The following is a 12,829-nucleotide window of genomic DNA, read 5'->3' as shown; positions in this document are numbered from 1 at the left end:
GGTTGTAGAGGCGGGTTGAAACTGCCAACGAACAATAGTGAATTTGTGCCTTAGAGAGAATAAGACGATTCTTATAAAGCACTACAGCGCGAGTTAGTTAAAAATGGCACTACTTGATAAAGTGCGAACTAGTTGAAGATATTCTGCTCCAGGCAGTAAGTTAATAAATCCTGATCACTGCTGACTTCAAGTTTGCGCATGGCCGAAATTTTTTGCGCACTGATAGTCTTTGAGCTTCTATTCTGGCTGCGCGCGATATCACTGACACTTTTGCCCGAAATGAATAAACGCAATATCTCGAACTCCTTCGGCGATAGCGTCGAGAAGCGTGCATCAATGGCAGTCATTGACTCGATCACCGAGGTCTTGGCCGGCTCCAGGCTGCGATACAGCGCCTGTTGCGCAATGGACTTGAGGGCGACCTGGATTTCGGTGTGCAACTGGCTTTTCTGGATTACCCCAACCACCCCCAACTCTTGCAGGCGGGTCAGGATCAGATGGTTGGAAATCATGGTCAGGATCAGAATCTGCACCTCGGGGAAGTGTCGCTTGAGGTACTCCACCAGTTTCAAGCCATCACCGTAGGGCGAATCGCCGGGCATGTTGTAATCGGTAATCACGATGTCGACAGGCTGCTGCTCAAGCAGGCCGATGAGGCCCGCCGAACAGATCGCTTCACCAACGACTTCAAAGCGCTCGTCTCGCTCGACGAGTTCTCGCACCCCCAGGAGCACGATGGGGTGATCGTCTGCAATAACCACAGTGAATGTTTTCATAAGGCGGGCCCGTAATGCTGGTTCAGTAAGTGAGGTGGTCCCACGCGCTTGCGCGCCAGGCGGTGCAATGCGCTCATAGCTGTGCCCCGAGCAAGGCTGACAGCCGAGTCATGACCTGTTTTGTCTCAAGCTCCAGCGTGGTACTGAGCCGGCCGCCGGCCAACTGGCTTTCCAGTTCGATACACGCCTGGGCCAGGTCGAGTGCCTGCACCGCCCCCAAGGCGCCGGCCACCGAATGCAAGGTTTCGGCCAGGCCCCGGCAATCACGTTGCTCGAGTGCGGCGCTGATGCGCTGCAGATCGTGCTGCACACTGCTGATAAACAGCGGGCGCATTTTGTCTGACATCTGCACCGTGTCAATTACCGCCGGCTCGGCGCGTACCGTGGGTTTGCACAGTTTGATCAACTGCGCACGCAGGGTTTGCAGGCTCAAGGGCTTGACCAGCCAGGCATTCATCCCGACCGCCAGGCAACGCTGGCCTTCCTCGCGCATGGCATTGGCGGTGACACCGATGATCGGCAGTTGCGGATCGTGCTCCCTGAGGGTGCGGGCCAGTTCATAGCCATTCATCAACGGCATATTGACGTCCGTCAGCACCAGGTCGAAGGCTTGGGGTTGCCATAGGTGCATGGCCTGCTCGCCGTTGTCCGCCAGGGTTACCGTACAGCCCAACGCTTGCAGCTGTTCCTGGATGATGGCCTGGTTCACCGGGTTGTCCTCAGCCACCAGGATGCGCAGCTGCAACTGCCCGGCACTCTGTTGTTCGGCGTGCAGCACGGCCTCCTGTTTACCCCGTTGCGCCAGTGAAACCACCGCCGCAATGGCGCGCACGTCATGCATATCCACTTCCCAGCCTTGGGCGGTGTGCAGCGGCGGGCTGTGTGCACCCGGCACACACAACACCCGTGGCCCGGACCAGGGCCGCGGCGGGCCTGCGGGCAGCATCTCGACCAGCACCGCTAGCTCGCTTTGTTGGGCCAGGGGCAGCGCTGCCACCGAGGCCTGGATGCCCAGGCGGCTGAGCCAGTCGCACAGCGACTCGGCCAACTCGCGCACGGGCGCCAGCACCTGCACCGGTGTGGTGCTTGGTTCAATGGGCGGCAGCCCCGGCAGCTCGCCACGGCCTGTCGGCAAGCTCATCTTCAGGGTGAAGCTGCTGCCCAGGCCGGGTTCGCTGACCACCTTGATCTGGCCATCCATCATCTCGGCCAGCCAGCGGCAAATCGGCAGGCCAAGCCCGGCGCCGCCTTGGCCGGCGGTGTCCGGGGCCTGGTAGAACAAGTCGAACAGCTTGGCCTGCTGCGCCTGGCTGATGCCCACGCCGGAGTCGGTCACTTGCCACTCCAGGTCGACGCGATCGTTGCCCCGGCGCATCGCCCTGGCACGAATCACCACGCGGCCTATGTCGGTAAACTTGATGGCATTGCTCACCAGATTGTTGAGGATCTGGCGGATACGCATCGGGTCGCCAACCACGCAATCGGGTAACTGCGCATCGATGCAGCCGTACAGTTGCAGGCCCTTGCGCTGGGCGAAGGCTGCGTAGGTGTGCAGGGTGTCTTCGAGCATGTCCAGTGGGCAAAACTCGATGGATTCGATTGCCATCTGCCCGGATTCGATTTTCGACACATCGAGCACATCACTGATCAGTTGGAACAGCGTGGCAGACGAGCGCTGAATGGTGTGCAGGTAGGTTTTCTGGCGCGGGTCCAGGGGCGTCAACCCGAGCAGTTCCAGGGTGCCGAGCACACCGTACAAAGGCGTGCGGATTTCATGGCTCATGGTGGCCAGGAACAGCGTCTTGGCTTCATTGGCCGCATCGGCGGCGCGCCGGGCGTCTTCCAGGGCCAGGGCGTCCTCGATGTGCCGGGTGACGTCGTTGAATGCATACAGGCGCACATCCTGGCCCTGGTAACGGGTGGAGACGAAGCCCACCTGCAAGTGCCGGCCCTCGATTTCCAGGTGGGTTTCGCCACTGTCGGCGTTGTCGTGGGAACGGCTGAGGGCCGCCACCAGCCTGGCGGTGCCAGGCCATTGCTGGGCGCGCTGGTTCTCGATCAATACCTGGCCATCCGCGCGGCCCACCACACACAGGCCGGTGGGCGCGGTGTCGATAATCACCCGGCTGAACGCCACGCTTTCGGCAATGCGCTCATGGGCCTGGCGCGCCGGGCGAATCACGTGCTTGCGGTACCAGCGGTTGCCCGCCCAGGCAATCGCCAGTACCGCACACACAAATAGCGCAAGGCTCGTCAGTGGCCACAGGGCATAGCGGAAAAAATGCTTGTAGCTGATCCCGTAGATCGCCGTCCACTGCGACTCAGTATTGTGGGTGATCTTGAACTCCAGGCCTTCAGCGCGAAAATTCAGCCCTTCGCCCAGGGACGACGCCATGGCCTGGGGGCCAGTCAACGTCTGGCCGGCCGGGGAGATCAGGGTGAACCGGTCATAGATGGACGACTCCATGGTGCGTTCCACATCGTTGACGTGCGCCATGTCCAGCAGGGTAGCAACCATCACCGGGTTATCGCCTTGGCCGGCGCGCAATACCTGAGGGTTGAGGGTCACCGCCACATACGCCAATAACTGAGGGGCCGCAGGGGGCGTGCCGGATGGGATGTAGGCCTCCCAGTAAAGGCGCTCGTCCACTCGGTGCAACTGGCCGAGCCTTTGCCGCACGGCCTCGGCCTGCTCGGGGGACGGGCCGTTGAATGGGGTTTTGCCGCCTCGCTGGTAGCCGACCGCAGGCACCGCCATGTCGTAGTTGACCAGGCGGTTGAAGATAAAGACATGGGGCGAAGCGTAGGGCGACGATGACCAGAACGCACTGTAGTAGCTGGCCAGGTGCACGCCGAGGGCAAAGATCTTCTGCTGCTCGGCGGGCGTGACCCGTTGTGCCTCGAACCGCGCGCTGAAGGGCACCGAAAACGCGAACTCGCGGCCTTCATAACGGGTGGTGTGGGCGTCCAGGCGTTGGCTCTGGAGGCTGGCCTGGACGTTCTTGTCGCTGGTCAACTCGCGTTGGATAGCCGGCTGCGCCAGGGTCCGGAGGAAGACTTCCTGTTCCTGGATGTTTTCCATCAGCCGCGCAAAATGAAAACCCACGGCAGCGTACTGTGCATCGATGATCCGCTGCAGTGCCCAGTAACTGGTGCCTGCCAGCAGCAACGCGACGCCGAGCACCACCATCAGCCCTTTGTTCAAGCGCAGTGAGCTGCGGGTGAATGCTTCGAGGATCGCGTTGTTGTGCTTCATGGAAGGTTTTCGCAGGCGGATGAAGAATCGGCGCTGGATGGAGTTTACTCCTTATACAGGTTAGACAAATCCAGGCCGCGGGCTAATGAGATGTCGCAGGGCCATCATTGTTCAACAGTTGCTGAAATTGTTCTGACGACACCGCGTGAGAGATCAGGAAGCCCTGGACCTGGGTGCAGTCGATTTTGCGCAGCAGCGCCAGTTGCTGGGGTGTTTCGACTCCTTCGGCGACGACGGTCAGCCCCAGTTTGCGGCCCAGTGCGATGATGCTGGCCAGGGCCGAAGCCATGCCCTCGTTATCATGGCAACCCTGCACCAGCGCCTGGTCGATCTTCAGTTCGGTAAACGGGGTCGAGACCAGGTTCAGGTAAGAGCTGTAGCCTTTGCCGAAATCGTCCTGGGACAGGCCAAATCCCTTGATCCGCAGGCGGCAGGCACCGGCGTAGAAGTTGCTGATGTCCTGGGGCACCGAGCATTCCATCAGCTCGAAGCAGATCATCCCCGGGATGCCCTGGTGCTCCAGGACAAACGCCAGCAGGCGGTCTGCCAAGTCATGGCTGTTGAGCAGGTGCGTCGGCAAGTTGATCGATACCGGGATTTCATACCCGCGCTGGCGCCAGCGCTCCTGGGCATGGATCGCTTGCTTGAGCACCAGCCACAACAGGCGCTCCTCCAGGTCGAAGGCCTTGATCGCCGGCAAAAACGCCGCGGGCAACAGTACCCCTTGTGCGGGGTGCATCCAGCGCACCAGCGCTTCGGCAGCGACGATCCGGCCGTTGGCCAGGGATTTTTTCGGTTGGAACCAGGCCTGGATTTGCCCGTTGCCCATGGCCTGGATGAGCGTATGCCGGTCAATCGCCGGGGCCGTCGCGGCCGGTGGGGAAGGGCTGCGGTCCTTGTGGTTGAGCTGGCTGACCAGGCTGCGCAGCGCATCAGCGGCGACCGGCTTGGAAATCAGCCCGATGACTTTCACATCGAGATTTTTCGCCACCAGGCTGGCCGCCATCAACATCCGCCGGGACGCGGCACTCATGATAGCCAGGGCAGGCTTGCAGCGCAGGGTCGCCAGGCTCTGGATAAACTGCACACCGTCCATGCCCGGCATCAGCAGATCCGTCAGTACCAGGTCGAAATCACGCTGGCGCAGGCGCTCCAGCGCCTCGTTCCCATCCTGGGCAGCCTCCAGCAGGAAGTCACCCAATTCATTGAGCAGGTTCTGCAGGTACAGGTGCTGCAGGGGATGGTCCTCGACGATCAAAATACTATAGGGCTTCATGGGGGATCCGTGCGTAAGGCTCCAGGTAGTTGAAGAGGGCCCGCAACGCAAAGGGTTTGACCAGGCAATGGTTCATTCCGGCGGCCAGGCACAGGTCGGCCTCGCCGCGCATGGCGTTGGCAGTCGCGCCGATGATGGGCAGCGCGCAACCTTGGCTGCGCAACTGCCTGGCTAATTCGTAACCGTTGACTCTGGGCATATTCACATCCGTCAGTACCACATCGAAGTGTGAGGCCTTGCACAGCTGCAGCGCTTCATGACCATCGCAGGCCAATTCCACGGTGCACCCAAGTTCCTCAAGCTGATCGCGCAAAATCAATTGATTGATAACGTTGTCCTCGGCCACCAGCACATGCAGGTTGAGCTTGCGCAGTTCACGCTTTTGCGCCTGCTCATCGACCCGGGCGACCCACAATCCCTGGGCCTGGCTGACCGCCTGGTGAATCGCACTCAATTGGTTGAGGTTGGCGTGCCACGTACCGGTCTCGGGTTGCTGGCCATTGCCGCTGTTGCTACTGACCAGGATCACCGGCCCCGGCCAATCGGGCACCAGGGGTTGTTCGATGGCGCCGGGGTGTAGCTCCAGCAGCAGTTGACCATCGGGGTGGGTCGGCTGGCCGGTCTGGGCCCGGGCGCCCCAGCGGCGCAGCCAGCCGCTGATCGATTGAGCGAGTTCGGGAATCGGCGAGACCACATAGACAGTCTCGGCAAGCAAGCTGCTCATGGGCGCACAGTGCGCCACTTCCAGTGGCAGGGTCAGGCTGAAACTGCTGCCCAGGCCCAGCTCGCTGACCATGCGGATATGCCCATTCATCAATTGCGTCAGGCGCTGGCATATCGGCAGGCCAAGCCCGGTGCCGGCCACCACGTTGGTATTGCCCTCGCTTTGATAGAACGGCTCGAAAATCATCGCCTGGTCTTCCTGGGCAATGCCTTTGCCGGTGTCGGACACTTGCCACAGTACGCTGGAGCGCTCGTCATCGCGGTCAAGCAACTTGACCCGCAGAACCACGCGCCCGTAGTCGGTGAATTTCACCGCGTTGTTCAACAGGTTGTTGAGGATCTGCCGCAGGCGTGTGACATCGCCCATCAGCCGCTCGGGCAGCTTGGGATCAAAGCAGGCGTAGAGCTGCAAACCCTTGCCCCTGGCGGCCGCGGCATAGCCCTGGATGATTTCATTGACCAGGTCCAGGGGCGAGAACTCGCTCAGCTCCAACGCCAACTGCCCGGCCTCGATCTTCGACACATCCAGCACATCGCAGATCAGTTGCAGCAACGTGGCCGAAGAACCCTCTATGGCATGCAGGTAGTCTTTTTGCTGGGCATCGAGCTGAGTGCGGGCCAGCAGTTCCAGGGTGCCCAGCACGCCGTACAGCGGTGTGCGGATCTCGTGGCTCATGGTCGCCAGGAACAGGGTTTTCGCGGCATTCGCCGCATCCGCTGATTGCCGCGCGTCTTCCAGGGCCGCTTCCACTTGTTTGCGCGCACTGATGTCGCTGAATGCACAAAACAGCACGTCCTCACCTCTATAGCGGGTGGGCGCGCTGCTGAGGTAAAGGTGGCGACCGTCGACGGTCTCGAAGTAATCCGAATGCCCGCAGGAGGTGCCATCGAAGGCCTGACGGATCCAGCCGGCGCACAGCGCTTCACGCTCCAGGCCGGTGCCCAGCCACTGCTGGGCCAGGGTGTTTTCCAGCACCACCTGGCCGTCGGTGCGACGCAGCACGCACAACGCCACCGGCGCGGTCTGGATCACGTCGCGCCCGAAGGCCTCGCTTTCGATCAGCGCCTGGATGCCATTGATCGACGGGATGATGAAGCGTTGATTGACCCGGCGCATCACCAGCCAGATCAGGGTCACGCTGAACAGGCAAAACACCAGCGAGCCAAGCAGTTCGCGCCACAATCCGCGCACTACATCGCGCAAGTTGATCGAATACATCAGTTGCCAGTCCGACGACTTCAATTGCTTGCGAATCACCAGGTGATCCGGCACCAGGCCACCGCCGACAAAACCGAAAAAATTCTCGCCCTTGGGCTTGAGCAGGGACTGGTCCAGCCGTGGGTCGTGGCTATTGGTAAACACCAGCATGCCCTGGGAGTTGAGCATCATGAATTCGCCTGCACTCTGGTCATTGAGGGTCGTGGACACTTCATGGCTTTCCATCTCCAGGCCCAGCCAGCCGGAGTCGGGGTCGCGCTCATCCAGCAGAATGAACAGGTAGAGGTGGGAATGGCCTTCGGTCTGGTCGCTGAGCCAGAGTTCGCCGGGGTCCAACGGGTTGTGCTTCTTCAGCGCCCGCAGGCGATTGAGCATGCACTGGGAAAACGGCAGTACCTGGGGCGTGGAGTCGTAGAGCCGGGTCAGTTGCGGATCGGGGCCGGCGGTCACGTAGAGCAGGTTGACCTGCTTGGTCTTCAGGTAACTGCGCATGCGCGAGGTCAGCCAGATGCTCCACTGATGGCTTGGCGTGTTGCCCAGCAGCAGGCGCTGCTCTTCGCCCACGGTCGGGTAGACCTGGGCCTTGGCCTGCGCGGATTTGCGCACCGCCGACAGGCTCAGGCTTTCAAGCAGCGCTTCACGGGTGGTGAAGAAGGTATGCGCCTCGGCAATGGCGCTGCTCATATAGCCGCGCCGCTGGGAGATGTCATTGTTGAAGGTGGAGAGCAGAAACGTATAGACACCGCTCAAGATGCCAACCAGCAACACGGTGGCGAAAAGACGAAGCAGCCTTCTGGCTGCTTCGGGTCGGGACAGGACGGGATTGATTTGCAACAGATAACTTTTAAATCGCATCGGCGGATTTTAATCGGCCGCCCAGCGCCTGGGCATAAGACGATCCTTAAAAGCGCCGGTGCCGTTACTTGTAGAACATATCGACCACGACCGCCGCATCGAACGCGCCGGGAATGGGCAGGCTGCGCCACTTCAAGTCCGCCCTGAAGTCTTGGCGGAAGGTCTGATTAGCACCATTCATTCGGGCCAGGGGGAACCATTCATTAAAGGGCAGATGCTGATTGGTATAGTCCCAGGCCAACGAAATGCCCACGGAACTGTTATTGGCCGGCACCAACAGGCCATTGATCACGTTCCCGCCGCCCGGGGTGGTGGCGAAGCGCGCGCTCACCGTATACGGGGTGTCGCAGGCTTTGCGCAGGCTCAAGCTGAAGGTGGCGGTGCTTGCCACCTCGCCGATCTGCGCCTTGCGCGAGGGCTTGGGAAAGTTCACCACGTTGGGCGTGATCGTCAGGTCTGGCGTGCAGGGCACGAAGCGGATGTCGTTGACGCCGGTGACGATGTAATTGAGGTTGCTGTTGGGGCGGTTGTTGAGCCCCGTAATACCGTCCAGTTGAAAGACCCGGTATTGCGACAGGGTACTGGCCTGGCCGTTTTGCGGCGTGGTACCAAATTTCTCGATAAACACGCTGAAGTTGAGGGTGAACCGGGCCTTGTCCCAACCGACGCAGTTTGACAAGTTGCAACCGCGGTCGGAGTAGAACCCAGTACCGTACTTGCCACTGCTTTGGGTGATCGGCACCGAGTTATAGCGAATCCCGGCACGAATGCCCTGACCGATACTGACGCTTGCCGGGTTCAGGTAAAAAAACACTTCTTCGCGGCCATGCTCAAAGTCATCCTTGCAAATCACGTTCACCGAGCGTGGGCCCGACTCCCAGATAATCGTGCCATCCGGCGCATCGGCCGCTACTGCCAATGCCGTGCCCAGGGGCGCGGTGTCAGCGACAGAACCGCTACCGTCCACCCGACAGGCCAGCGCATAGCTGGTAGCGGGGAGGGCGGCGCAGGCAAGCAAGGTGGCCAGGAGCAGGTATTTAAGGTGTGACATAGGTCGGTGTTCCCCACGAACCATCACTTGAGGGCCGCACGATGGCGGGCCTGCAAGCCGATATCGGTGATTTCGGTAAAGTTGATTTGGCTCCCGGCGCTGATGGGGGCCTTGGCACTGAAGACTTTGCGTTCCCCGGGCTTGAGCAATGCGTAGTCATCCAGCGCCTGAACCTGGCCGCCGGCGTCGATTTGCACATCGATCAGGGACAGGTGAAACGCACTCGGATTGGTGACCGCTATGGACTGCCCATCGGTGCGCTCCCACATCAAGCGGGGCACCGCCTCTGACGAGCTGCCGACAAGCCCAGGCGGGCGATAGAACAGCTTGAGACGCTGGCGCACGGCAAATTGCACGCTGTCGGTGGCTTGCGGCTTCAGCGGGATTTCCATGACGTTGAGCAAGAACATCGATTCCACGTCGTCGGGCAAGCCTTCGCCGGCATACAGAATACGCAGCAGGTGATGCTGTTGAGCATCCAGGCGAACCAGCGGCTGAACCACGGCAAAGGGCACCGGCGAAGTTGCATCATCGTCCTCGCGGGTGACCCAGCTTTGCACCACCAGTTCGCCGGGAGACTGATTGACGATGTTGATGCTGGCTTCTTTATATTGGCCAAAGTAGATCAGGCGCGTGCCTTCAATCTTGACCGTCGCCTGCGCGCAGGGCGCCAGGGCCAGCAGCGCTGCAAGCAGCGCACTGATCCAGAGCAGGGACCGGCAGAATGGCAAATGCTTGAGTGGTGACATGAGGGCCCGCAGCTTCCCTGGATAGGTTTGGAATGGCTTCGGGGCTCATGTTAGGAGGTGGGCGCTGGGGATTCTCTCAGGCGATTCTTAAAAGCCACATTTGCAGGCTCAGGGCTGGGGCGCGTTCTGCTTGTCTGCGCCGAAAGTGACGCTCTTGTTTGGGCGTGCCTGCCAATCACGCAGCCATTGCAGGCCCTTGGATGTGTTGCCGCGCGGCCGGTATTCGCAACCCACCCAGCCGGTATAGCCCAGTTGGTCGATCAGTTCGAACAGATAGGGATAGTTCAGCTCGTTATGCAGGTCCGGCTCGTGGCGATCCGGCACGCCCGCGATCTGGATGTGGCCGATACCGGCAAAGTCCTGGCGCAGCTTCGTCGCCACGTCGCCCTCGACAATCTGGCAATGGTAGATGTCGAACTGGACTTTCAGGTTGGCATGGCCGACGGCTTTGCAGATGGCGTGCGCCTGATGCTGGTGATTGAGGAAAAACCCCGGTATGTCCCGGGTGTTGATCGGCTCCAGCAACACGGTGACGCCGCTCTTGGCGGCTTGTGTGGCCGCATAGTCGAGGTTGTCCAGGTAGGTTTGCTGGTGCCTGGCGCGATCCGCTTCGTTTGCCAGCAGCCCGGCCATAACGTGAATGCGGTCGTTGCCCAGGACGGCGGCATATTCCAGGGCCTGGTCGAAACCTGAGCGAAACTCCGATTCACGACCAGGCAGGGACACGGTGCCTTTCTCGCCCGCCGCAACATCGCCGGGCGGCGCGTTGAACAGGGCCTGGACCAGGCCATTGTCGTCGAGCCGTTGTTTCAACTGTTGCGCGGGGTAGGCGTAGGGGAACATGTATTCCACGGCCTGGAAACCATCGGCAGCGGCGGCGGCAAAACGGTCGAGAAAATCATGTTCGGGGTAAAGCATGCTGAGGTTGGCAGCGAAACGAGGCATGAAGACTCCAGGGGTGAACAATCAATCGTATGGCCGGTGTTACCACTGAACACCAAAGGCCGCGTGCAACTCATCCAGTGCCGACTGGGGCAGGGGAGCGGGGCGCGGATCGGTCATCAGCCACAGGCGTGCGGTTTCTTCCAATTCTTCCAGGGCATAGCTGGCTTTGGACACCGAGCTTTCCCAGATCACCGGCCCGAGGCGCTCAAGCATCACCCCGCGCACACGGTTGGCCAGCTGCGCCACCCGCTCGGCCACCTTGGGAGAGCCGGGGCGCTCATAGGCGATCTGCGGGATGCGCCCGACTTTCATCACTTGGTAAGGGGTCAACGGCGGCAGGATTGTATCCTCCTGCCAGACCCCGGACAGCGTCAACGCCACCAGATGGGTCGAGTGGGTGTGGACCACACCGCCCACCCCTGGGTTGCGATCGTAGACCTGACGGTGCAGGGCCAGGGTCTTGGACGGTTTGTCGCCGCTGACCCATTCCCCGGCCAGGTTGACCTTGGCAATCGCCGCCGGGTCGAGACGCCCCAGGCATGCGTCCGTGGGCGTGATCAACCAGCCGTCCTCCAGGCGCGCGCTGATATTGCCGGCGCTGCCCACCGTGTAGCCACGGGTGTACAACGAAGCGCCGACGTCACAGATCTCTTCACGCAGGGTATTTTCGTTGCTCATGTCCGAACTCCTGCCAGTTGCTTGAGGGCCTTGTCGAAGAAATCCACACCGCCGAAGTTACCCGACTTGAGCGCCAGTGCCAGGGGTTCCCCGGGCATGCTGACGCAGGCGGGCACCCCTGGGTCGATTTGCGCGCCGATCTGCAATAGCTGGATATTCAGCGCCTGGACCACGGCGCCCGAGGTTTCCCCGCCGGCAACCACAAAGCGCCGCACACCGGCCTCGCGCAGCCCGCTGGCGATCCGCCCCATGGCTTGCTCCACCAGGTGCCCCGCACGCTCGGCGCCTAATTCGCGCTGGACCGCCTTGACCTCATCGGCCGTGTTGGTGGCGTAGATCAGCACAGTTTGCGCATGGTCGGCGGCGAAGGCCAGCGCCTCCTCGACCACCGGTTTTCCCGCCGCCAATGCCAGCGGGTCAATACGCAAGGCCGGGCGACCTGCCTGCAACCAATTCGCGACCTGCCCCCTGGTGGCCTGGGAAGCGCTGCCCGCAAGCACCACCTCAGCGCCTTTGACGGCGGGCACTTGTGTAGCGTCCAGCGCGCGCAATTTGCCGGCACGCCGAAAGTTGCCCGGCAAGCCCAGGGCCAACCCGGAACCGCCAGTGAGCAGCGGCAACTGCGCACAAGCCTCGCCCAGCAGATAGAGATCGGTATCGCACAGGGCATCGGCGACAGCCATGCTGACCCCGTCGGCGCGCAACTGAGCGATGCGCGCGCGGATGCTCTCGACGCCGCCGGCCACGCTGTCATAGCGCAACAGGCCGACCTTGCCTTGGGTCTGCGCCTGTAACACGCGAACCAGGTTGGCGTCAGTCATTGGCGTCAGCGGGTGATGCTGCATGCCCGACTCGCTGAGCAATTGGTCTTGCACAAACAAGTGCCCGCGAAACACCGTGCGCCCGTTTTCCGGGAACGCCGGGCAGGCGAGGGTAAAATCGCTACCCAGCGCGTCCAGCAAGGCGTCGCTGACCTGGCCGATATTGCCGGCCGCCGTGGAGTCGAAGGTCGAGCAGTATTTGAAAAATATCTGCTCGCAGCCACGCTCGCGCAGCCAGTGCAGCGCTTCGAGGGACTGGGCGACGGCATCGGCGGCCGGCACCGTGCGTGACTTGAGGGCAATGACGATTGCATCGGCGTCGAGCTGGCTGGCAACATCGGCAGCGGGTATGCCGATGCTCTGCACAGTACGCATGCCGCCGCGCACCAGCATGTTGGCCAGGTCCGTGGCTCCGGTGAAATCGTCGGCAATGCAGCCCAGCAGCGGCCGGGCAGGGGCGTTCAACATGGTGCGCTCCTC

At 61.5% G+C, this 12,829-nt stretch carries 9 protein-coding genes; all 9 read right to left on the bottom strand.

The features are described 5' to 3' along the window. Positions 1-128: 128 nt before the first annotated feature. The 9 genes from ACSSVH_RS12970 to otnK all read right to left on the bottom strand — a co-directional run bounded on the left by ACSSVH_RS12970 (position 129) and on the right by otnK (position 12,817). On the bottom strand, positions 129-776 hold the full coding sequence (locus tag ACSSVH_RS12970; protein ID WP_170041395.1) for a response regulator: 648 nt from the start codon (positions 774-776) through the stop codon (positions 129-131). Positions 777-849: 73 nt separating this feature from the next. Continuing rightward, positions 850-4,032: a hybrid sensor histidine kinase/response regulator gene (locus ACSSVH_RS12965; RefSeq protein WP_492634671.1), complete on the bottom strand. Its 3,183-nt coding sequence runs from the start codon at positions 4,030-4,032 to the stop codon at positions 850-852. 82 nt (positions 4,033-4,114) lie between these two features. Next, positions 4,115-5,308, bottom strand: coding sequence for a response regulator cyclic di-GMP phosphodiesterase PvrR (gene pvrR, locus ACSSVH_RS12960; RefSeq protein WP_492634670.1), 1,194 nt, complete (start codon positions 5,306-5,308; stop codon positions 4,115-4,117). After that, positions 5,295-8,105, bottom strand: a complete 2,811-nt coding sequence (locus tag ACSSVH_RS12955; RefSeq protein WP_492634669.1) for an ATP-binding protein — start codon at positions 8,103-8,105, stop codon at positions 5,295-5,297. The genes pvrR and ACSSVH_RS12955 overlap by 14 nt, the downstream gene beginning before the upstream one ends. A gap of 64 nt (positions 8,106-8,169) precedes the next feature. Further along, positions 8,170-9,156, bottom strand: coding sequence for a fimbrial protein (locus ACSSVH_RS12950; protein WP_169951703.1), 987 nt, complete (start codon positions 9,154-9,156; stop codon positions 8,170-8,172). Positions 9,157-9,179: 23 nt separating this feature from the next. Next, positions 9,180-9,905: a fimbrial biogenesis chaperone gene (locus tag ACSSVH_RS12945; RefSeq protein WP_432754140.1), complete on the bottom strand. Its 726-nt coding sequence runs from the start codon at positions 9,903-9,905 to the stop codon at positions 9,180-9,182. 108 nt (positions 9,906-10,013) lie between these two features. After that, positions 10,014-10,850 (bottom strand): 2-oxo-tetronate isomerase, encoded by an 837-nt coding sequence (gene otnI, locus ACSSVH_RS12940; RefSeq protein ID WP_492634668.1) that lies wholly within the window; start codon positions 10,848-10,850, stop codon positions 10,014-10,016. 39 nt (positions 10,851-10,889) lie between these two features. Next, entirely contained in the window at positions 10,890-11,528 is a 639-nt protein-coding gene (gene otnC, locus ACSSVH_RS12935; protein ID WP_492634667.1) for a 3-oxo-tetronate 4-phosphate decarboxylase, read from the bottom strand. Then, entirely contained in the window at positions 11,525-12,817 is a 1,293-nt protein-coding gene (gene otnK, locus ACSSVH_RS12930) for a 3-oxo-tetronate kinase (RefSeq protein WP_492634666.1), read from the bottom strand. The genes otnC and otnK overlap by 4 nt, the downstream gene beginning before the upstream one ends. Positions 12,818-12,829: the final 12 nt, after the last annotated feature.

This window comes from Pseudomonas sp. HC1(2025) (assembly GCF_058742075.1).
Note: the sequence above shows the minus strand (reverse complement) of the source record. Positions and strands in the feature narration are given on the sequence as shown.

Bases quoted from the DNA above. Each gene is read 5' to 3' on its own strand.
- ACSSVH_RS12970 (WP_170041395.1), bottom strand. From the start codon at position 776: ATGAAAACATTCACTGTGGTTATTGCAGACGATCACCCCATCGTGCTC.
- ACSSVH_RS12965 (WP_492634671.1), bottom strand. From the start codon at position 4,032: ATGAAGCACAACAACGCGATCCTCGAAGCATTCACCCGCAGCTCACTG.
- pvrR (WP_492634670.1), bottom strand. From the start codon at position 5,308: ATGAAGCCCTATAGTATTTTGATCGTCGAGGACCATCCCCTGCAGCAC.
- ACSSVH_RS12955 (WP_492634669.1), bottom strand. From the start codon at position 8,105: ATGCGATTTAAAAGTTATCTGTTGCAAATCAATCCCGTCCTGTCCCGA.
- ACSSVH_RS12950 (WP_169951703.1), bottom strand. From the start codon at position 9,156: ATGTCACACCTTAAATACCTGCTCCTGGCCACCTTGCTTGCCTGCGCC.
- ACSSVH_RS12945 (WP_432754140.1), bottom strand. From the start codon at position 9,905: ATGTCACCACTCAAGCATTTGCCATTCTGCCGGTCCCTGCTCTGGATC.
- otnI (WP_492634668.1), bottom strand. From the start codon at position 10,850: ATGCCTCGTTTCGCTGCCAACCTCAGCATGCTTTACCCCGAACATGAT.
- otnC (WP_492634667.1), bottom strand. From the start codon at position 11,528: ATGAGCAACGAAAATACCCTGCGTGAAGAGATCTGTGACGTCGGCGCT.
- otnK (WP_492634666.1), bottom strand. From the start codon at position 12,817: ATGTTGAACGCCCCTGCCCGGCCGCTGCTGGGCTGCATTGCCGACGAT.